The sequence below is a fragment of the Bacillus sp. FSL W8-0183 genome (assembly GCF_038006825.1).
Lineage (GTDB): Bacteria > Bacillota > Bacilli > Bacillales > Bacillaceae > Bacillus > Bacillus altitudinis.
In genome coordinates, this window is the sequence record NZ_JBBOVY010000001.1 from 2,230,265 (window position 1) to 2,251,815 (window position 21,551).

The following is a 21,551-nucleotide window of genomic DNA, read 5'->3' on the forward strand; positions in this document are numbered from 1 at the left end:
CAACAAGCCCGTATCCAAAGGATGCGGGCTTTCACCTCTCCAAGAGAAGTGTTTACATAACAGATTGCTTAGGTTCTTCCATTAGCTCCTGCTCTGTTTCTTTTTTAAAAGGAATCATGTGATAAATAATATGAAGCAAAATAGCGGTAAAGCTTCCGGCGACGATTCCGTTACTTGTTAACAATTTAATCGATTCTGGCAAATGATCAAACATTTGCGGTACCACCGTTACTCCGAGCCCGATGCCAACTGAGCATGCGACAATGAGCAAGTTTTCCTGTTTTGCAAAATCGACGCGTGAGAGCATTTTAATCCCGTACGCAATGACCATGCCAAACATGGCGACCATTGCACCGCCTAGAACGGATTTAGGAATAATCGTTGTAAATGCCGCGATTTTAGGAAAAAGGCCAAATACCATTAATAATACACCTGTCACCACAATGACCTGATTTTTCTTCACACCTGTTAATTGGATCAATCCAACGTTTTGGGAGTAGGCTGTGTATGGAAAAGCGTTGAAGATACCGCCTAATAAGACGGCAATTCCCTCTGCACGATATCCCTTTGCTAAATCCTTCTCTTTTAATGAACGATTCGTTAAATCTCCGAGCGCAAAGTATACACCCGTTGATTCGACTAATGACACAATGGCAACTAATGTCATCGTCATGATTGGTGCAAACTCAAAAGTAGGCAACCCAAAGTAAAAAGGCTCAATGATGCGGAAAACTTGTGCATTCGCCACTTCTGCCGTCTCCACCTTCCCTAAGAAAGCAGCCACTGCTGTCCCAAGTAGAATGCCGATTAAGATAGCAATGGCTTTCATGAATCCCTTTGTAAATCGGTAGAGAAGGACAATAATAAACAACACTAGAAAAGCAAGTCCAAGATTCTCAAAAGAACCATAGTCTGCACTTCCTTCACCACCTGCCATATTGTTCATGGCTACCGGAATTAAGGTAATTCCAATGATCGTGACGACGGAACCTGTGACAACGGGCGGGAAGAATTTCACAAGCTTCCCAAAGAAAAATGAAAGAGCAATGACAATACACCCTGCGGCGATAATACTTCCATATATAGACGAAATTCCATATTTAGAGCCAATCGCAATCATAGGAGATACCGCAGTAAATGTACAGCCTAGTACAACAGGCAAACCGATGCCAAAAAAGCGGTTTTTCCATACTTGAAGCAGTGTGGCGGCACCGCACATGAAAATATCTGCCGAAATTAAGTACGTCAGCTGGGCTGGCGTGAGCCCAAGCGCATCTCCAACAATGAGCGGGACAAGAACCGCACCTGCATACATCGCCAGTACATGCTGTATCCCTAGCGAAAGTGTTTTGGCTTTTTTAGCGGCACTCATGATTGTACCTCGCGTACAAACGTGACTTTTCCTTCCTCGAGCGATTCGATACGTGCGAGTGACTCGACTCTATAGCCCATTTGCACAAGCTCTTTTCTTCCAGGCTGGAATGATTTCTCGATAACAATTCCAAAACCAGCTACTTTTGCTTTCGCTTGCTTTGCGATTGCAGCTAGTCCCTTAGCGGCTTCTCCATTTGCTAAAAAGTCGTCGATAATTAACACACAATCGTCCTCACCAAGGTGCGTGTTAGAGACAGCGATCGTACTTTCTACTTTTTTGGTAAAAGAATACACACTTGCTGTCAAAAGGTTATCCGTTAAAGTCAGTGATTGCCGCTTTCGGGCAAAAACAACTGGCACATGAAGGGCAAGTCCAGTCATGACAGCAGGTGCAATACCAGAAGATTCGATTGTGATAATTTTAGTAATTCCATCATGCTTAAATAATCTAGCAAACTCTTGACCGATCTCATGCATTAACACAGGATCAATTTGATGATTTAAAAAAGCATCTACCTTTAGCACTTGATTTGACAGAACGATTCCTTCGTTCTCGATCTTTTGACGTAACAATTCCATCATTCTTCCTCCCAGCATATTAGCAACTTTCATTTTTTTGCATAAAAAAAGCATTGCTGTCCATTAAGGAGCAAGCAATGCGAAAACGATCCACGGGATCTTCAGCTCATACAAAAGCTGTTTCATTTTGCTCACTCATAGTCGGACGGTATCGGTGTCCGGTAGAAACTTGCGTGCCTTCATCACGCGATTATATGAGTGTTATAGTGTTCAAATTATAACAAGATTTCAGACGCTTGGAAAGCACTTTTCTAGAAAAATACCGAACTTAAATAATCATTAAGCTTTAAACGTTCGTTTTTAGAATATTCAACCAGCAAAAAAGCACCCTTCTGATTAAAGGGTGTCTCAGATTGTTGACAAAGGGCTAAAATGAACTTTATTTTAGCCCTTTGTCTTCTTTTCAGCGTGATAGAAAACCTTTGCAGTCTAGGAAGGGCGAGCACCGGAGCAGAGCGAATTTAACATTCGTGAGCACCGGCGCGCAGACCCTGACAACGAATGCGAGGGTTTGTCTACACGCTGAAGCACCCTTCTGATCAAAGGGTGCCTTTCATTTATGATAAATACAGTTTCGTGTACTTATCTGTTAAATAATCAATTAAGTATTGAACATTTAATTCTTCACCAGTTGCGTCTTGAATGATCTCTGATGGCTTTTTCCGTTTTCCATGCTTGTGGACATGTTCAGTTAGCCATTCTTTTATCGGTGCAAAAGACCCATTTTGAATCAGTTCATCAAAATTCGGTAAATCTTTGATCATTTGCTGCTTTAATTGCGCCGCATACATATAACCAAGTGCATATGAAGGGAAATAACCAAAACTACCATCAGACCAGTGAACATCCTGCAAAATACCAAGCGCATCGTTAGGCGGCGTAATGCCAAGATATGCTTTATATTTTTCATTCCATAACGCTGGCAGATCTTCAACGGCTACTTCTTCATTGAAAATGGCTTTTTCAATTTCATAGCGAATAATAATGTGAAGTGGATACGTGAGTTCATCTGCTTCAATTCGAATGTAAGTCGGCTTCGATTCATTCACCGCATGCACAAATTCTTCTAAAGTGACATCTTTAAATTGTTCAGGAGATGCCTCTTGCAGCTTTTGATAATACGTTTTCCAGAAATCTTCATGTCTGCCGATAAAATTCTCAAAGAAAAGAGACTGTGATTCATGAATACCCATTGATGTCCCGTCACATAAGAGCGTTCCGCTCAGTGCCTCATCAATATTTTGTTCATAAATGGCGTGGCCACATTCGTGAATGGTGCCAAAGATCGCCATGCGAAAATCGTGCTCATCATAACGCGTCGTCACACGTACATCCCCTCTGCTTAATGTCACAGCAAATGGATGAACCGTTGTATCAAGTCGTCCTGCGTCAAAGTCATACCCTAACTCTTTTAAGAAAAAGAGACTCAGCTCTTTTTGTTTGTCGATCGGGAAGCTTTTCGATAAAAACGAAGTATCCGGTTTATTTGGCGAAGCTTCAATTTTTTTCACGAGAGGAACGATGGCATCTCGAAGTGCACCGAATTTTTGATCGAGTTGTTCAACCGTCATATCCGGCTCATAATTATTGAGCAGCACATCATATGGTGTTTTTTTCACGCCCCAGTACTGAATGAAACGCTTGTTAAAATCAATCAGCTGTTTTAAATAGGGTGCAAAGAGTGAAAAATCTGATTTCTCCCTTGCTTCTACCCAAACATGTTCTGCTTTTGATTGTAGAATGGAGTATTCTTTAAATTCTTCTTTTGGAATTTTACTGTTTTCATCATATTCTTTTTGCGATAATTCGAGTGCCTTCTGCGTGTCTTTTGACAGCTTTTCTTTCTCTTTATTTAATGCTTCAAGAAGATCTCTCATTTCATCAGAAGTCTTCATATTAAAGATATCGCTGGATAATTGACCGATGGTTTCTGCTCTGAAATCAGCGCTTTTTTTAGGCGCTTGTGTTCGAGAGTCCCAATAAAGTAAATGAAGCGCCTCTGTATAATGGGCGATTTTTCCTAGTAATTGATAAAACGCTTTCTCTTTTGATTCAAGACTCATGCGTTCGTTCCCCCAATCAATAAAATATGTATGTACGTTTCAAGGCTACTTCAATAAATGTTCTTTTGTCAATGAAAAAGGAGGATACGCTGATCGTATCCTCCTCTTATTGAATGGTTTTCTATCATTAAGAGATCACTGGCCTCACTGGAAGAACGGATTCAATTTTACTTTGTAGCTCAATATCTTTCTGACTGCCAAAGTATATATGAATGCTGCCAGCATCTTGGCTTGTCCGAATCAGTCTCCCAATGCCCTGCCTTAGACGAAGCAGCATGTACGGAAGGTCCACTTCAGTAAATGCATCTTTCGCTTCATTCCGTTTTGCTTCAAATACTGGGTCATGCGGTGGATATGGAAGTCCCCAAATGACCACATTTGTTAGAGACTGTCCTGGAATATCCAGCCCTTCCCACAAGTGAACGGAACATAACACAGATGTTTCATCCGCTTGGAACTTTTGAACAATGGTACTGATCTCCTCGTCTCCTTCAAAATACACATGGAAAGGCAGTGATTCATTTGATGCATCGAGCTGCTTTCTAAATACATGCAGTTCATCAAATGAAGGGAATAAAATAAGAGATCGACCGCCATTTTCTTTTACCTGAGATAGCACGTGCTGACCTTTTACAGCTGACTCTGTCATTGGCTGCTGAATTCCGTGGAAATACATTTGCATTTGCTCCTCATAATCATACGGCGAAGCCACACTCATGGATAAATAATCTTTGATCCCAAGGCTTTCAGCTAAATAATCAAATGATTGATTTTCAGACAACGTAGCAGATGAGAAAATATAAGGGATTTTTTGCGAAAATACCTTTTCACCAAGCACCTCTGCTACCGTTTTTGGCATGACGACAAATGTAGTATCTAAATCCTGTTTCTCCAGCCAGCTAATGGCATTTTTCTGATAAAGCGACAGAGAATACGCCATCTGCTCAATGTACTCTTCCACAACAGACAATTCGTATTGATCAATTGTGTACATCTCTGATTCAAATACGAGCGCTTCTCCAATCTTCTCAAGCAAATCACATAATTCACTTGCTGAACGCTTTACCTCATCTACACGACCAATTTCAAGACGGTGTGATCCTTTGATTTCTTTGGCATTCGTTTTTAAGAGATAAAAGAACTGATCGTTTGTTGCAAGTGCATCTTCAACAAGCTCTGCAAACTCTTCACGAATATCATTTTGCAAAAGACGCTCCAAAAACGTCTCAAGTGTTGATTGTTTCACTCGGTATGTTAGCGCTTTTTGTGCTGCAAACTCAAGAAGATGTCCTTCATCAAATACAACAGAGCTATGCTCAGGAAGGAGCGGCAGCTGTCCTTCACGTTTACGTGACTCCTTTGTCCATATATGCTCCATGTAAAAGTCATGAGAACAAATGATGAGGTCTGTTGCTTTTCGGTAATGGTCTCTTGATAAATTCAAGCCACAGCGGTGCCGCATGTCGCACGTTAAGCAGTCCTGAAAAGAGTCATAACCAATTCTTGACCACTCATCATTTGTTAATTCTGGATACTCTTTTCGATCACCATACGGATAAAATGTCTGCATCCCATGAGATTCATGAACAAATGAAGGAAGCGATTCATAAATGTCGAGCCACTTCTCATCATCTTCACGTTGCATCGTTTTCTCTAGTTTCTTTAAGCATAAATATTGATCATGCGATTTACTTAATCTCGCATCTATTTGAATATCAAGGTGATTGGCAATTTTATAGATATCACCTTCTTGTTTGACCAGCTGTTCAATTAACGTTTCATCTGCACATGCAATGATCGCAGGTTTCCCTGTATATCTTGCATATGTGACCGCAAATAAAAGATAAACGATTGTTTTGCCTGTGCCTACCCCAGCTTCGGCAAACATCACACTTTTTTCTTTAAAGGCCCTTTCTAACTGAAAGGCCATGAATATTTGTTCATCTCGAAGATCAAAGCCCTTTTCTGGCAAAATGTCATAAAACACATCACCAATCCAGTTGCCCAGTTCTTCGTAAAAATTATGTTCTTTTGTTAATGAAAAAGGCAAACGAGATGCTGTCACCTGCTTCAACCCCCAACTTTTGAATCATTCAGACATTCAATAGTAACATTTATGCTGGGGTATGACAATCTTTTTTTAAGAGCGCAGGCGATGCTGGTAGCTTTCCTTCATTAAAAATGCGTGCTCTGAATGGTCTATGTAGTTTTGAGCCATTGCTAAGTTCTCGATGGCTACCGTAAGTTTAGCAGATTGTCCCGTTTCAATCCCCTCTATTTCTCGGGCCGTCGAAGCGAGTGCTTTTTGAATTAACTGAAATTGATCATAATGAATCATGAAGACACCTCTTTTTTTAAAATCAAGTTCAGTTTATTCCGTCCCGTGAAGACTTATACCTTTTTAGCATAAAAAATCCACACCTTCTCGTGGTGTGGACATTTGTTACGATTCAGTTGTTTGCTTTCTAGGCCGGCGTTTTCCCCAGTATTGATAATAGTCTGTTTTAATAAATCCATTAAACAGTTTTCTCTTTTTCGTCGCTTTTCTTCCGAAACACTCTTCGAATTTTTCATGTGACGTTAAAATGTAAATGGACCACGTATCTAGGTTTTTCATTGCTTCGCCCATGCCTTGATACATTTTTTCCACAGCTGGCTTATCGCTGAGACGTTCACCGTAAGGCGGATTTCCGACAATCACACCATACTCATCTTTTGTTTGAAAGTCTTTCACTTGCATTTGCTTAAATTGAATCAGTTCACTAAGTCCAGCTTCTTCTGCGTTCAGTTTCGCAATCTCTACCATACGATGATCAATATCGCTCGCGATAATGTGAAGCGGCTGATCATAATTCGCCTTTTCTTCTACTTCAAGGCGTGCTTTGTTCCAAACGTCCTCACCGATCCACTCCCATGATTCAGATGCGAACTCACGGTTAAATCCAGGGGCAATGTTTTGTCCAATCATCGCTGCTTCAATAGCAATTGTTCCTGATCCGCAAAAAGGATCGACAAACGGACGGTCAGGTGTCCAGTTCGTTAATAAGACAAGCGCCGCTGCAAGGGTTTCTTTAATCGGAGCGCCCCCTTGATCTGCACGGTATCCACGTTTATGAAGACCCACACCAGACGTATCAAGCGTCAGCAATACTTTATCTTTTAAAAGCGCTACCTCGATTTTGTATTCAGGGCCCGTCTCTTCTAGCCATTCAGACTGTATGTTGTAAGATGATCTAAGCTTTTGCGCGATAGCCTTTTTGACGATGCGCTGACAATCCGGCACACTGGCAAGCTGAGATTTAACAGATTTACCAATAACAGGAAATGTGCTATTTTTCGGTAAAAACGCGGCCCAGTCAATGGCTTTAGTCTGCTCAAAAAGCTCATCAAATGTTCTAGCCGAAAACTCAGCAACTTGGACCTTGATCCGGTCTGCTGTACGCAGCCATAGATTCGCACGGCAAATGGCAAGCGCATCTCCTTGAAAAATAACTTTTCCGTTATCTACGGTGCACTCATACCCAAGGTCTCTTACTTCTTTTGCAACTATCGCTTCAATTCCCATTGGCGCTGTTGCGATGAGTGTATAGGTTTTCATTTGTTTATCACCTGTTTTCTCGTTCTTTTCTTAATCAAGATAAAAGCTCTCCATATGTAGAAATAGGAGAGCTTTGATTTCATCATGTTTATGATAACGGATATAACGTTCTGTAAGCCATGTTTTGTTCCATCGTACTGCAAACGGCAAAAGCCTCGTACTCAGGTGGTAATCATCTATCTACAGAATTCTCTGTCCTTCTCTCCGTTTGGTTCCTTTGAGAAAGTTCCCCTACCAAGTTTGGGTTTCTCGCTCGAGGGGTTTACCGCGTTCCACTCTCACCATTTCTAGTGAGACTTCGTCACTGTGGCACTTTCAAGGATACTTTGCCATATCCTAAAAGGACGTAGGCATTTTTCCTGCCGTCAGCCTTTCCCAGGCTGCCCTGGCTTATTTTTTCGCCAGGCACGAACACTACGGGCATCTCAGCACCGTGCGAGCATGGACTTTCCTCTGCAATGTCAATGCATTACAGCGATTACCCGAACGTTAATCAACATGCGTTATTATAAACGACAATGTCATCTGACACAAGCTTTTTTGGTATTACTCAATCATAAAGTTTGCTGCCGAAAACGTGTTTCTCAAGATTAGATAGTCTTTTTAAAATATCAAAGTTTGTTGTATTGGACTGTGCAGGCTGTCTTTTCCCTTGCTCAACCGCTTCTTCAAGCTGTTTTGACAAGTGAAGGTTTTCTTGTTGGAGTTTTTCAATTTCTTGATGGAATGTCTCATAGTCTTTAATGACCATATCTAGAAATTTATCGACTTCTTCTTGTTTATACCCTCGGACACCTGTTTTAAATTCTTTTTCTAAAATTTCTTTCGCAGAAAGCTTTACTTTATCAGCAAGCATCTTTTTCACCTCATATCGTGAATTCATAGTATATTTTTTCAGAAATACGTGACGTTGTCAAATTTTCTCTTGCTTTTAGTCAAAAAACGGATCTTCCGCCTCAACCTGTGCTCTTAAATCATCCATTGTGATATACATAATTGGGTAGTCGGTATAGGTTTCAGCTTCTTTGATCATATACTTTGGCGAGCCTTCGTGCTCGGGATCATATAAGACGAGAAGGCCGTCCGTTTTTTCAATAAAAAAGCGGTTCTTTTGTTTAAATTGTGCCGGACTTTCATACGGTCTATGCGTGACACTTTCTACAAAATCAGCTTGTGCAAGAACGCCTTCATACAGCTCTTTATTTTGTTCATTCCAGCGCTCTTCCTGTTCATAAAATGGTGTAATGACAGCAAGTTTTAAATCTGGAAACTCCTCTTGAAGCTCAAAGACCACTTCAGCTGTCCATATTTCTGCCCCTAACTGACCTGAAATGAGCACCCATTCCAGCCCGTCTTCAATGAGTGCCGTCAGCCTTTTCCGAAGTTCCGCTTTTATGTATTGAAGTGCAGGCTCGTCTTGTTTGAAGATCCCAAGCTCAAATGGCTTGTACCCTGTGACAGCAATAATTTTCATTTTTTCACCTGCTTTTAAAAAAAGGGACTTATAAAAGTCCCATTTCACTTTATCTGTTACAGCAAGGTCCACCGCAGTTAAAGTGTTGATGTGTTGCCGGGTCCACCTGAGAAAACGTATGCGGGAAGTAGTGAACATGTTGGAAATTTTGGTGATGAACATTTGTTACATGCTGCGGGTGGATGTGCGGCACAATTGTAGTTGACTCACTGTGCGTACAGCAGTGATTCGTTGGATGTACAATTGGCTGTGTAACATTTGGATTGCAATGATGATGATGGTACATGTAGCATTCCCCTCTCCTTGATTTTCTTACATTAATAATGTATGAATCAAGAGGTGTACATGTACTAATGCATTAACCTATTTTAAAAGTTTGCAAGAAAAACATCTTTATAGTTTGAAAACACAAAAGCGACCAATATGACAACAAGAAAAAACAAGTAGAAAAGACCCTTATACATGCTCTACGCTCCTCATTCAATATCTAACGTTATTTTACAGGATTCGTGACTTTTCTACAATAAAAGTGCTAAACAATTTTTATTTTCGGCCGAGAGCCGAACGTTGTCTTTTTTTGCGCTTTCCCAGGCAATAATTTCATTGCCCAGCTTTTCTTAAGAGCCGCTTTTCTCGCTTGTCAAGTTCCACAATGTCTCGTTCACTTAAAGACGATCGTGATAACAATGTTTGGGTAATGGAAAGGGCTGCTTTTGGATCTTTCTGACGGTGTTCTTCATACTTTGCAAGCTCTACACCCGCTTTTAATCTTAAATGAACATCACTTGATTCAAATAGACGTCTCCATATGCATGCCGCTTCATCCCATTGTTTTAATCGCTTGTACTGTAACGATAGATCATAAGCTGCTTGATCCGCATGCTCAAACGCTGCTCCCGTTAATTCTTGCAGGTGCTTTGTTGCTTCCTGCACATCACGGTGAGCAAGATGCCACTTAGCTAATGCATATTTCTCATCGTCTTCCTTCACCGCATCTTTGGATAAGATTTTTTTAGACAAATGAATGTAGAGACTGATTAACGATAAGACATCAAGTTCATTGTGAGTCAAAATTCCTTCAATCAGTTTCGGGTTTTGTTCCTTTAAAAAGTGAAAATAGATCATTGGTGCGAGGAACCCCGGTGTATCTCCCTCTCGATTGACGTGCAGTTCCTCTTTTTCTACAACCGAAAGAGCCATACGCTCATATTTATGTTTCCACAATCTCCTTGACCCATGCAGAAGGTCAAAATGACCAAATTCAGGTAGAGCAGGTATTTGATCGCGTAATAATGTATGCCTCGTTTTGACTTGAGGCCAATCAAATGATTTTCCATTATATGTCACTAGCGATTCAACATCCACCTCACTAAGAAAGCTATTGTAAAGTGCCGCTTCATTTCCTGGATTCGTGAGCAGATGTTGTTTTACCACCACTTTATCTGAATAAACTCTCGCATGCCCAAGTAGAAAAATCATATTTCCCGTTCCGCCAGATAGTCCTGTTGTTTCTGTATCGAAGAAAAATAGCTCGTGAGGCTTGTAGCCTTTTGCAGAAAGAGAATGCTGAATCTCACTTTTGTTCCATGCACTCACCATCTCCGGCAGTTCTGCAAATGAATATCGCCCATGCTGATGGTCAAGTGGATAGGTCACTTCCCGAATGAGGCAGAAAGAGTCTTCAAAGTAGTAAGGAGCTGCACCTAATTCCCCCCACTCTTTTAGAAATGGAATGGTTTCAGCCGTCACAGTGGGCGTTTGTCCCTCTTTTACTGCCCCACGCTTTTCATCTGACTGATTGTGCGAGAGGTGTTTTTTCATTCTGTTTAATTTTCCTTTTAATGACATGAGTACGTCTTTTCCCCCTTCCCTTAAAATCCTGCCATCAATTGAATGATACTGCTTTTTCCATCGATCTCTTTCATTTCCATGCCAATACAAGATGGACAGCCGTTTTCGCAGCTGCATCGCTCAATCAGCTGAGTGGCTGCACGGGCAATTTCATCAAAGCGAGCCTGCACCTCTTTACTTAAACCGATTCCACCTGGGTAATGATCATATAAAAATACGGTCGGTTTCCCGGTATGGGCTGCCTTTATTTGAGAAATGACATGAATGTCTGAACGGTCACACATGACAAACGCCGGAACAATATGCTGAAGAACATTGGCAATACCGAGCAAGAGCTGTTCAAGTGTTTTTTCTTCAAATGTCCGCTCTGCTTCATGTAATTCAAACCAAGCAGCACTCGTATGAATCTCTTCTTCAGGTAAGTGAATCGGGCCGGAACCGATATTTTCCCCGGTTGATAATCGAATTTTTTTGAAAATAGTCGGCATTGCATTAACGGTCACATCACCGTAGTGAACAGATACCGCCTCTTTCTCTGTTGTTTGATCAATTTCAAGCACCTTGAGCTGAACTGCTAAATTCGCATCTGTATAATATTCTACATCGACTTGTTTCACATAAGCCTTAAGATGTTCATAATCTAGCTTTTCCACTTGATACTGAACCCCTTCATGTAAATAAATCGCTTCATCATGAAGTAAAGTCATCGCACTGAATCGATCCATCTCCCCAATAACTCGAACGTTCGTTACATCGGATTGATCGACAATGACGACATTTTCCTGACTTGCAGATCTCAGACTGATGCCATGAGCCGGGAACGATTGATCTGACCAATAATAACGGTTGCCGCTGAAATGGAGAACCCCTTCTTCATGTAAGTATTGCAAAATTTCTTCTACTTCCATACCACCAAACTGTTCATCTTCTCGAAACGGTAGCTCGTAGGACGCACATTTTAGATGATCGACTAGGATGATAAGGTTCTCAGGATTGATTCTTGCCGATTCAGGTGGTCTGTTAAAGAAGTATTCAGGGTGTCTGACAATATATTGGTCAAGTGGCGATGAGCTTGCGACCATGATAATGAGTGCTTCCTCATGACGCCTTCCAGCTCGTCCAGCCTGCTGCCATGTACTCGCTACACTGCCAGGATATCCGGTCATGATACAGACTTTTAGCTGTCCAATATCTACTCCTAATTCTAGTGCGTTTGTGCTGACAACACCGAGAATGTCTCCTTCCCTTAAGCCTTTTTCAATCATGCGCCGCTCTTTCGGCAAATAGCCCCCGCGATAACCACGGATCGATTTAGGACCAATTTCTTTTTTCACTAGTTCTTGAATATGACTTAGGATGACTTCAACTCTTACCCTACTTCTAGCAAAAACAATCGTCTGAATTTTTTCTTTTAAAAATGTTTTAGCGAGCTGATTCACAACAGTGGCCGCACTTTGTCTAATATTTAATGGCTTATTGACGACTGGCGGGTTGTAAAAGACAAAATTCTTTTTACCGCTAGGTGCTCCGTTTTGTTCAATGAGATGCACCTTGCTTCCGGTCAGCTGCTCTGCAAGCTCTTTCGGATTCGCTATGGTCGCTGATGTACAAATAAAGGTCGGGTCACTTCCGTAAAAAGCACAAATTCGTTTTAGTCTACGAATGACATTGGCGACATGACTGCCAAACACGCCTCGGTATGTATGAAGTTCATCAATGACAATATACTTTAAGTTCTCAAATAAACTGACCCATTTCGTATGATGAGGCAAAATCGCTGAGTGCAGCATATCTGGATTTGTGATGACAATATGTCCTGCCTGTCTGACGCGCTGGCGAATCGCTGGGGAGGTGTCCCCGTCATAGGTTTCACTGTGAATTGGAACATCCATCTCATGAATGATTTCGTTTAATTCACTTTTTTGATCTTGCGCAAGTGCTTTTGTTGGAAATAAATAGAGGGAGCGGCTTGTCTGATCTTCTGCGATCGACTGAAGAACTGGCAGATTGTAACAAAGCGTTTTACCTGAAGCTGTAGGTGTCACAGTCACCACATTCTCACCATCCATCACACGTTCAAAGGCTTCCTTTTGATGAATGTACAGTTCGGTCACACCTCTTTTTTCAAGCGCCACTTTGAGCCTGTCATTGACTCTTTCAGGAATTGGAGAAGTCAGTGCAGGCTTCGCTTCAATTTCATGCCAATGCTCGACCTGTTCGTCTTTTTTTAAATCTTCTATGAGTTCGTTCATTGTTTTCTTCTTCATCTGGTATCCACCTCTCATTCTAGTGTACCGAATATTTGTTTGCATGACTAGGCGGCAATTTTTTGATGCACCGCTTGTGAGCAAATATTTTGATGTGTTGTAACAATATCTATTACACTTCTATAGTGAAATGATTTTATCAAGGAAGAAGATGATCAGATTGAAAAACGAATTTAAGCCTTTATTTGAACCTTTTACATTCCCAGGGGGTGCCTCTATTGATGGCCGTTTAGTCGTTGCACCAATGACACACTTCGGTTCTCATGAGGATGGCACGATCTCAAAGGAAGAAATTGATTTTATTACCGCTAGATCAAGCGAAATGGGCATGGTCATCACCGCATGTGCAAACGTGACGCCAGATGGTAAGGCGTTTGAAGGACAGCCTTCTATTGCAAGGGATGAAGATATACCTGGCCTTCAAAAGCTTGCTTCTGCGATTCAAGCGAAAGGAACAAAAGCCATTATGCAAATTCATCATGGCGGCTCTCAGGCTCTCCCTCATTTAGTCCCAAACGGTGATGTCGTTGCACCAAGTGATGTATTTAAAGATGGAAAACAAATTGCGAGAGCTTTGACAGAAGAAGAAATACCTCACATCATCGACTCATTTAAAGAAGCAGCAAGGCGCGCAATCCAAGCAGGATTTGATGGGATCGAAATCCATGGAGCGAACGGATATTTATTACAGCAATTCTACTCCCCGCATAGTAATCAGCGTACAGATCAATGGGGCGGAAGCGAAGAAAAACGTCTCGCATTTCCAATTGCAGTTGTAGATGCGGTGAAAGAAGCAATCAAAGAGCATGTAACAAAACCATTTATCTTTGGGTATCGATTATCACCTGAAGAACCAGAAACACCTGGTTTAACCATGACAGAAACATTTACTTTAGTGGACGTACTTAAGACGAAAAACCTTGATTACTTGCATATTTCTTTAATGGAGATTGACGCTAAGGCAAGACGTGGTGCTGATACAAGTAAGACGCGGATGGAGTTATTAAAAGAGCGCTGTGGTGACACGCTTCCACTCATCGGCGTCGGCAGCGTCATTACAGCTGAGGATGCACTGAATGCATACAATCAAGGGATTCCACTCATCGCTGTTGCAAGAGAAGTCATTGTTGATCCCGATTGGGCAGTAAAGATTAAAGAAGGCAGAGAAAACGAGATTGAAACCGTCATTAAACGCAGTCAAAAAGACAAGTACATGATTCCAGAGGGTTTATGGACTGTCATGGAAGCAAGTAAAGGCTGGGTTCCAATGGAGGATTAATCTCCTCAATAAAAAAACTACCCTATCAACTCAGGGTAGTTTTTTTGGATTATTTCATTTTCACTGTAAAAAGCTTGGACGTCTGCTTTTCTACAGAGCCCTTAGGTTCTTTGTCAAGATGTTCTACTAAATCACCATTCATGATGACAATTGGTGTCACTGTGCTTGCCGCTTTTTCTTCAATCAGCGCTAAATCACATGTAATGAGAGGATCACCTGCTTTCACTTTATCCCCTTCTTTTATGTGTGCTTCAAAGCCTTCACCATTTAATCCAACCGTTTCAAGTCCGATATGAATCAGAAGCTCAAGCCCCGAGAGTGTTCGAATCCCAATTGCATGTTTTGTATGGAAGAGTTGAATAACTTCACCATCTACTGGCGACACAATGGTTCCGTTTTTTGGTTTTACAGCTACGCCGTCTCCCATCATCTTTTGAGAAAAAACGGGATCTGGTACATCGGTCATATCCATTAACTCTCCATCAACTGGAGAATAAATGACTTCTTCCTTTACATCATCTTGGTTTTTTCCGAAACCGAATAATTTTTTCAGCAATGTTCATTTGCTCCCTTCAAGCTTTGCTTCTAGATCTATTCAGCGTATAAACTTTCACGCCCATACACCTTGCTTCATTCAACACTATTTAATCATAATTTTTTCCTCTCATCAATTGATAACCGCCTGAGCCCCTTTTGCATAGGCTGTAGATGAGAGGTGATTCAAATGAAACATGAAAGTGAAAAGAAACACGAGTTGTTAACAAATGAAGACATTCTATATGAAGCGATTGAACAATTTTTTGCATCATCGCCGTTTCACGACATTTTAAATAGTGCAGAGGCGCTGATGACCACGAGCCATTCACTTGCATCCATTACAACCGATGTGACAGAAGATGATCAATATGTATATATTGAGATTCGATTTCCAGACCATTTTGTCGAAGGTGATATCGCACTAGAAGTGAAAGCGCAATATTTACACTTATCGGTACAGGAAAAAATCAAAACAGACACGACTTCCTCCTATTCGAGCTTTACCAAAACCATTTTAATGCCTGCAAAAATAGATGAAACCAATATGAAGAGCGTTTGGAAAGATCAATCACTTCGTGTGACTGCGCCAAAACAAACAACCCAATAGATGTATATCTATTGGGTTTTGCTATGCTTTAAAAATACTAGTAAATCCTTTCGCCAATGAGCCCACTTGATTCATTGTACTCATCATTTGTCCAGCAGTATCAAACATTTTATTAAAATCGTATTGCCCATTCGTTTTTTTAAATTGTGACAGCACACTTTTAAATTGAGATGATTGCTGTTTTTGCGGCCTTGGCAAAGGATAAGGATTCATAGGCTGCTGCATAGGTATCATGCCCGGCGGCTGCATTTGCGGCTGATTCATTGCTTCAGGCTGCGGCTGATAAGGCTGGAAGTTTTCCTGATATCCAAAAGGCGGCTGATAACCTGCAGACGGCGGCTGGTTCATTTCACCTTGATATGGGGGCATGAAATATTCTGGAGGCTGCGGAGGCTGCTGCATATCTGGATACGGAAAAGGCCGTTGCTGAAATTGATTCATTTCATAAGATGGCTGGTTTGAATAAGGGAACATGTATCTCGCTCCTCTCGCTCTGAAAACATATTGAAGTCAATGATATATTATGTTCAGGAAGCAGAAGATGTGCCTACAGCAGCCATAAGAAAAACGCAGGCTGTTTCATCAGCTGCGTTTGTTGATTTCTTCTATTAAAAGGTTCAGTGTATAAATCACTGACTCAACTAAATTTTTCACACGAGGTGCATGCTGTTTGCCAAAATAAGATTGCAGCACAACCTCTTTTCCATTTTCTTGGACGGCTTCAAGCTGTTCTTGATGTAAGTATCTAGGTTTGGCCTGATGAATAAATGAGGTAGCAGCAGTAAGCCACTCTTCCATTTGCTGATCAAATTTGACAACGGCCGGTTGAATATCGTTGTAAAAATCATAAACTGGGTATTCCTCTTCTGCCTTTCCCTTTAGGTACTGCTCGTATGCTTCTTCGATCCACGTGATCAACTCTTGTGTATATTTAAGTAATGTTTGATTATCCAAAGTGTTCACCTCTATGAACCATCCTATCAAACGTTTACTTATTGCTCAAATAGAAAAGCTATCCGGCGTGATATGCGGGTCTTGCCTGCAGCTTATACTCTGCTGCATGAATTTTCAATTCACATTCCTTCACTTCAGATTCAAGACGGTCAATGATTTGTTCTTGTTCCTCTACGGCAGCGTTTTTTGTTTTTTTGACAGCTAAAGACAGTTCTTCTTCCACCGCATCAATCTTTCGCTCAATTTCCTCTAACAACTGCATAATGGATTCTTTTGATACAAATTCGCTCATCATCAGATTCCTCCTTTATCATCTCTCGTTACATTCTCTTTTCTTTTGCTCCCTCCTTCATACATGACAAAACTAGAACTAAATCGCCAATCTAAGTGAAGATAAGCGCAATTTCTTCCATTTCGACACGTGCTTGTCCTTCTTTGTATGATCGCGTCCGATTGTGTAAATTCTAAGGACAAAGGAGGTAGATGTCATGAAAAAGCAGCAAGCACCAAAAGAGCAAAAAACAAAAGGGAAAGAAAATAGTACAGATCAGCTTGATAAAAAGCTCGGCGGCCCTAACCGTCCATCCACGTAAAAAAAGCAGGTACCCCCTGCTTTTTATTTATGCAAAAAATAGTGTTCTAATGAGAAAAGAAAACGAAGCTGCCTTTTTTTATGAAAATACCAGTCGGTCAGCTCAATTTGTTTTGGTAAACGCTCTGCTTCAAACAAGGATGGACTCAATTTCTTTTGAAACCAATCTTCCCTTTGATCGTCTAATGAATGTGTCATGACTGGATACACCGTTCTGAGGAAAGGGCTTGACCTTCGCGCAATCCCTAAAAACGGTTCAAAATCAAATCGAGATCCCGTATGCGGCACGGTATGCAAAAAATGATAAAAATCCGAAAACAAATCGGCTCGAAACAATAGTTTTGCTAGTTTTTTCCCTAACGTAATGCGCTCTTTTACTTGGGAAAACTTTCGTATGGTTAACCCGTACAAATGCCCGTCTACTGTCGGAAAAACGACGGTTTGAAAATGTGCCCACTCGCTGAAAAGATATTGAATCGAGTGAAAAACATTCTTTTTCAGGAGAGGATTTTGTATAATAGGAGATTGTATAGTATATTGTTCATTTATGATGAGTGCATGCAGCAGTCGCTCTGTGTCACGCGTTTGCCAAAATCGTTCCCACTCAGCGCTCATAAAACGAGACACACCGAAATGGGGCAGCAGATGAAATAAAGGTTTACGGTACCTTTTTGACCATTCATACAAGAGAAGCTGCGGGTAAGCATCTGAAAAGATCAGCCAATTCGCTCTTTCATATGCTGTAAAGAACAGATGCCCTTGCTGATCCGTTAAACCCGGATGGAAGAGCTCGCCTTTTAAATCTGTCATCGACCATCCAGCATTTCTGGAGACAAAAGAAGCAAGCAGAGACCATTTCATCTCTGGATGACGGTCATAAAAGCGCTTGTACGCATTTGTCCTTGTCAGGTTGTCCTTATTTTTCGCTTTCGTTTCATGTAAAATATGCTGGGTAATCATGTGCTCTTGTTGTGACAACATGGTGATCTCTCCAATACAAAATGCATTAAAAGGAGGCTGAAACTTGATGATTCGGTATCCTAACGGAAAATCGTATCAGCCCATTCAACAAATTGGGACAAAAAAAAGAATCAGCGGCGAATCATCTTATAGTAACCGCGGGATGACGCTTGAAGCTGACTTAAATGAAACGAACCAGTACTATTTGGTCAACGGGATCGCAGTCATTCATAAAAAGCCTACCCCTGTTCAAATTGTCAATGTGGATTATCCAAAAAGAAGCGCTGCTGTCATTAAAGAAGCCTATTTTAAACAATCCTCCACAACAGACTACAACGGGGTATACAAAGGGCGTTATATCGATTTTGAAGCAAAGGAAACCAAAAGCACCACCTCGTTTCCGCTCAAAAATTTCCACGACCATCAAATTGAGCATATGAAACAGGTTGAAAAGCAAGGCGGTATTTGTTTTGTTATTATATCCGCATTTGGTTCCGTTTATTATTTGTCCGCTACTGACCTCTTCTTCTTTTGGGAGCGGCAGCAGCAAAACGGCCGTAAATCCATTAGCAAAGATGAATTAATGGAAGCAGGTCACCTCATGACACTTGGATATTCGCCAAGAATTGATTATATTAAAGTAGTGGAGACACTTCATTTTTCGGATGATAGCAAGCAACATTTACGTTCGAAAAAGGTTTAACACGAAAGGTTGAGATGTGATGTCTGATCAATTTACAAGTCGTGAACAGCGACGTAAAGCAAGTCAAGAAAACAATAAGAAGCAAAAGAACAAAAAAGGCAAAAAGAAAGCAGGTCTATTTAAAAAAATATTTTTATCTTTACTCGTGATCGGTCTTCTTTGTTTAGTAGCCGGAATCACAACTTTTGCCGTTTTTGCATCAAGCGCTCCTTCTATTGATGATAGCAAGCTAAAAACGCCGTATTCTTCAAAACTTTACGATAAAGACAAAAAAGTCTTTGCAGAAGTCGGGGCGGAAAAAAGAACGTATGTCTCGATTAAAGATATACCCGACGTGGTAAAAGACGCGTTTATTGCAACTGAGGATGCACGTTTTTATAAACACCACGGGATTGATCCTATCCGTATTGGCGGTGCTCTTGTCGCAAACGTCGAGGACGGTTTTGGAGCAGAAGGTGGAAGTACGATTACACAGCAGGTTGTGAAGAACTCCCTGCTTAACAATCAAAAGACGTTAAAACGTAAAGTACAGGAAGTATGGCTCTCGATTCAGCTTGAGCAAAAATACTCTAAAGATGAAATTTTAGAAATGTATTTAAACCGTATTTTCTTCTCTCCTTATGCTTATGGTGTTGGGAAAGCGGCTGAACAATTTTTCGGAGTGACAGATTTAAATAAACTAACTGTTGCACAGGCTGCCACACTTGCAGGTATGCCGCAAAGTCCATCTGCCTATAACCCAGTGAAACATCCAGAGGCAGCGGAAAAACGCCGTAATATCGTTTTAGGCCTAATGAAAAAACAAGGCTATATTTCAGAGAAAGAGTATGAGGAAGCAAAAGCAACACCTGTCAGCAAAACAGTTGTTTCGGCTGATAAATATAAGAGTCAAAACTCAAGTAAGTACTCTGCTTATATTGAAGAAGTCATGGAAGAAGTACAGAAAAAAGCCAAAGTAGATGTATCAACAGATGGATTAAAAATCTATACTTCTCTTGATCGAAAAGCTCAGGATCATCTGGATGACATCATCAATGGGGATTCAGCCGGATTTACGAAAGGTATGCAAGCTGGAGTCACCCTGCTGGATACAAAAAATGGTGAAATTCGTGCCATTGGTGGTGGTCGTGATGTGCCAGCCGGCGGCTTTAACTATGCCACTGATGCAAAACGCCAGCCGGGATCTACAATTAAACCAATTTTAGATTACGGTCCTGTAATTGAAAACAAAAAATGGTCAACATATCAGCAAATTGATGATGCGCCTTATACGTACTCTAACGGTACACCAATTAACAACTTTGACAGAAGACACTTAGGGAAAATGTCGATGAGAAGTGCTTTGGCACAATCACGAAACATCCCTGCTTTAAAAGCTTTCCAAGAAGCTGGTACAGATAATGCTGTTCAATTCGCCAATAACTTAGGTTTGGACTTACCTTCTGACATTCCTGAGTCTTACTCAATCGGCGGATTTGACGAAGGTGTCTCATCTCTTAAAATGGCTGGTGCATTTAGTGCATTCGGTAACAACGGATACTATAATGAACCGCATGCTGTAACGTCTGTTGAATTTAATGACGGGACGAAGCTTGACTTAACTCCAGACTCTAAAGCAGCCATGAGTGATTACACTGCATTTATGATCACAGATATGCTGAAAACTGCTGTACAATCTGGAACAGGTACACTCGCACAAGTACCGAATGTTCAAGTAGCTGGTAAAACAGGTACAACCAACTTTACACAAGATGATATTAATAAATACAACATCCCTTCTGGCGGGGCGAAAGATTCTTGGTTTGTCGGTTACACGCCGCAATACACAGCAGCTGTATGGACCGGAATCGGCAACTCAAAAGATGCAGACGGCAAAATGTGGCTCACGGATTATGAACAACGTGTTGCCAAAGTTGTCTTCCAGAAATTAATTTCTCAAATTGATGATGGAAGCGGCTCATTTGAAAAGCCAGACAGTGTCGTTGAAGCAACGGTTGAAAAAGGATCAGATCCAGCGAAGTTAGCTGGACCAAACACACCAAGTGATAAGAAGACAACGGAATACTTCGTCAAAGGAACTGTCCCAACAAAAGTTTCTGACACATATGAAAAGAAAGAAGCTGACAAACCATCTGACTTAAAAGCGGTGTATGATGAAGAGAAAAAGTCGATTACACTCACTTGGGGTTATGATGACGATGCAGATGCAACATTTAATGTGAAGCAAGCGGTCGATGATGGAGGCTATAAAGACATTCAAAACAGCTCTTCTAAAGAAGCCGTCATCTCTGATGTGAAGCCAGGTTCCACCTATAAATTCCAAGTGACAGCGACTGTAGACGATGTCACAAGTAAAGCTGCTTCTACCTTCCTCACCATTAAAGATGACGAAGAAGAGGAAGAAAAAGCAGATGATGAGAACAAAGAAGAAGAAGAGCCACAGCAACCTGATGATGAGCAAACAGATCAAACAGATGATAATCAAAACCAAGGCGGCACTGATGAGCAGAAGCCTGATGATAAAAAAGATCAAGATCAAGGCGGAAATACCGAAAACGGCAATGGCGGTTCAAGTGATGGCTCAGACAGTACAAATGGAAACAGCAACTCACAGAGGGATGCCAATAAAGATAAAAAGAAAGACGACGAGAAAGCCAATTCTCAAAGCTCAAATACTCAGTCAAATTCTACTTCTCGCAAAGAAGACGAATAA

General features: G+C 41.1%; 21 protein-coding genes, 1 other RNA gene and 1 riboswitch. Of the genes, 5 read left to right on the forward strand and 17 right to left on the reverse strand.

All coding sequences use genetic code 11. The features are described from left to right. Positions 1–52: 52 nt before the first annotated feature. The 12 genes from pbuX to NSQ64_RS11845 form a co-directional block, all read right to left on the reverse strand. Positions 53–1,372 carry a xanthine permease PbuX gene (pbuX, locus tag NSQ64_RS11790; protein WP_039165638.1) on the reverse strand — a complete coding sequence of 440 codons (1,320 nt, stop codon included), beginning with the start codon at positions 1,370–1,372 and terminating at the stop codon, positions 53–55. Further along, the gene (gene xpt / locus NSQ64_RS11795; protein ID WP_144679449.1) at positions 1,369–1,953 is read right to left on the reverse strand and encodes a xanthine phosphoribosyltransferase; all 585 of its coding nucleotides are present in this window, start codon (positions 1,951–1,953) and stop codon (positions 1,369–1,371) included. The genes pbuX and xpt overlap by 4 nt, the downstream gene beginning before the upstream one ends. A 118-nt stretch (positions 1,954–2,071) precedes the next feature. After that, positions 2,072–2,171, reverse strand: a riboswitch (purine riboswitch). Between the two features lie 339 nt (positions 2,172–2,510). Then, positions 2,511–4,016 carry a carboxypeptidase M32 gene (locus tag NSQ64_RS11800; RefSeq protein ID WP_160757571.1) on the reverse strand — a complete coding sequence of 502 codons (1,506 nt, stop codon included), beginning with the start codon at positions 4,014–4,016 and terminating at the stop codon, positions 2,511–2,513. Between the two features lie 127 nt (positions 4,017–4,143). After that, complete coding sequence (locus NSQ64_RS11805; RefSeq protein ID WP_341016664.1) at positions 4,144–6,081, reverse strand: ATP-dependent DNA helicase; 1,938 nt, start codon at positions 6,079–6,081, stop codon at positions 4,144–4,146. 75 nt (positions 6,082–6,156) lie between these two features. Continuing rightward, positions 6,157–6,354 (reverse strand): hypothetical protein, encoded by a 198-nt coding sequence (locus NSQ64_RS11810; RefSeq protein WP_341016666.1) that lies wholly within the window; start codon positions 6,352–6,354, stop codon positions 6,157–6,159. A gap of 105 nt (positions 6,355–6,459) precedes the next feature. Further along, complete coding sequence (locus tag NSQ64_RS11815) at positions 6,460–7,614, reverse strand: THUMP domain-containing class I SAM-dependent RNA methyltransferase (protein WP_341016668.1); 1,155 nt, start codon at positions 7,612–7,614, stop codon at positions 6,460–6,462. 108 nt (positions 7,615–7,722) lie between these two features. Continuing rightward, positions 7,723–8,104, reverse strand: an RNA gene (gene rnpB, locus NSQ64_RS11820) — RNase P RNA component class B. 60 nt (positions 8,105–8,164) lie between these two features. Beyond that, complete coding sequence (gene gpsB / locus NSQ64_RS11825) at positions 8,165–8,470, reverse strand: cell division regulator GpsB (protein WP_008344631.1); 306 nt, start codon at positions 8,468–8,470, stop codon at positions 8,165–8,167. A 75-nt stretch (positions 8,471–8,545) separates the two neighbouring features. After that, the gene (locus NSQ64_RS11830) at positions 8,546–9,088 is read right to left on the reverse strand and encodes a DUF1273 domain-containing protein (protein WP_202394241.1); all 543 of its coding nucleotides are present in this window, start codon (positions 9,086–9,088) and stop codon (positions 8,546–8,548) included. Positions 9,089–9,137: 49 nt separating this feature from the next. Further along, the gene (gene cotD, locus NSQ64_RS11835) at positions 9,138–9,374 is read right to left on the reverse strand and encodes a spore coat protein CotD (protein ID WP_072368252.1); all 237 of its coding nucleotides are present in this window, start codon (positions 9,372–9,374) and stop codon (positions 9,138–9,140) included. 314 nt (positions 9,375–9,688) lie between these two features. Then, on the reverse strand, positions 9,689–10,936 hold the full coding sequence (locus NSQ64_RS11840; protein WP_327868298.1) for a ribonuclease H-like domain-containing protein: 1,248 nt from the start codon (positions 10,934–10,936) through the stop codon (positions 9,689–9,691). 23 nt (positions 10,937–10,959) lie between these two features. Further along, positions 10,960–13,206: a DEAD/DEAH box helicase gene (locus tag NSQ64_RS11845; protein ID WP_341016674.1), complete on the reverse strand. Its 2,247-nt coding sequence runs from the start codon at positions 13,204–13,206 to the stop codon at positions 10,960–10,962. A gap of 160 nt (positions 13,207–13,366) precedes the next feature. On the opposite strand from NSQ64_RS11845, the gene NSQ64_RS11850 reads away from it, so the two are divergent. Beyond that, entirely contained in the window at positions 13,367–14,485 is a 1,119-nt protein-coding gene (locus tag NSQ64_RS11850; RefSeq protein WP_024718533.1) for an NADH-dependent flavin oxidoreductase, read from the forward strand. A gap of 49 nt (positions 14,486–14,534) precedes the next feature. Here NSQ64_RS11850 and NSQ64_RS11855 read toward each other — a convergent pair whose 3' ends face one another. After that, positions 14,535–15,041, reverse strand: coding sequence for a PTS sugar transporter subunit IIA (locus NSQ64_RS11855; protein WP_058336717.1), 507 nt, complete (start codon positions 15,039–15,041; stop codon positions 14,535–14,537). Positions 15,042–15,209: 168 nt separating this feature from the next. Here NSQ64_RS11855 and NSQ64_RS11860 point away from each other — a divergent pair, with 168 nt between their 5' ends. Continuing rightward, positions 15,210–15,629: an Hsp20/alpha crystallin family protein gene (locus NSQ64_RS11860; protein ID WP_116307053.1), complete on the forward strand. Its 420-nt coding sequence runs from the start codon at positions 15,210–15,212 to the stop codon at positions 15,627–15,629. 21 nt (positions 15,630–15,650) lie between these two features. On the opposite strand, the gene NSQ64_RS11865 is transcribed toward NSQ64_RS11860, so the two are convergent. The 3 genes from NSQ64_RS11865 to NSQ64_RS11875 all read right to left on the reverse strand — a co-directional run bounded on the left by NSQ64_RS11865 (position 15,651) and on the right by NSQ64_RS11875 (position 16,875). Further along, positions 15,651–16,103, reverse strand: a complete 453-nt coding sequence (locus tag NSQ64_RS11865) for a YppG family protein (RefSeq protein WP_341016678.1) — start codon at positions 16,101–16,103, stop codon at positions 15,651–15,653. Between the two features lie 108 nt (positions 16,104–16,211). Continuing rightward, positions 16,212–16,592 carry a YppE family protein gene (locus tag NSQ64_RS11870; RefSeq protein WP_341016680.1) on the reverse strand — a complete coding sequence of 127 codons (381 nt, stop codon included), beginning with the start codon at positions 16,590–16,592 and terminating at the stop codon, positions 16,212–16,214. A gap of 49 nt (positions 16,593–16,641) precedes the next feature. Beyond that, positions 16,642–16,875 (reverse strand): DUF5446 family protein, encoded by a 234-nt coding sequence (locus NSQ64_RS11875; protein WP_224558417.1) that lies wholly within the window; start codon positions 16,873–16,875, stop codon positions 16,642–16,644. A gap of 196 nt (positions 16,876–17,071) precedes the next feature. Between NSQ64_RS11875 and sspM the strand changes: the two genes are divergently transcribed. Further along, positions 17,072–17,176 (forward strand): acid-soluble spore protein SspM, encoded by a 105-nt coding sequence (sspM, locus tag NSQ64_RS11880; RefSeq protein ID WP_017359731.1) that lies wholly within the window; start codon positions 17,072–17,074, stop codon positions 17,174–17,176. A 23-nt stretch (positions 17,177–17,199) separates the two neighbouring features. On the opposite strand, the gene NSQ64_RS11885 is transcribed toward sspM, so the two are convergent. Then, positions 17,200–18,156 carry a DUF2515 domain-containing protein gene (locus NSQ64_RS11885; protein ID WP_341016683.1) on the reverse strand — a complete coding sequence of 319 codons (957 nt, stop codon included), beginning with the start codon at positions 18,154–18,156 and terminating at the stop codon, positions 17,200–17,202. Between the two features lie 46 nt (positions 18,157–18,202). Here NSQ64_RS11885 and recU point away from each other — a divergent pair, with 46 nt between their 5' ends. Together recU and NSQ64_RS11895 are read left to right on the forward strand one after the other, a co-directional pair. Further along, on the forward strand, positions 18,203–18,838 hold the full coding sequence (gene recU, locus NSQ64_RS11890) for a Holliday junction resolvase RecU (RefSeq protein ID WP_017359733.1): 636 nt from the start codon (positions 18,203–18,205) through the stop codon (positions 18,836–18,838). Between the two features lie 19 nt (positions 18,839–18,857). Then, positions 18,858–21,551 (forward strand): PBP1A family penicillin-binding protein, encoded by a 2,694-nt coding sequence (locus NSQ64_RS11895; RefSeq protein ID WP_125590291.1) that lies wholly within the window; start codon positions 18,858–18,860, stop codon positions 21,549–21,551.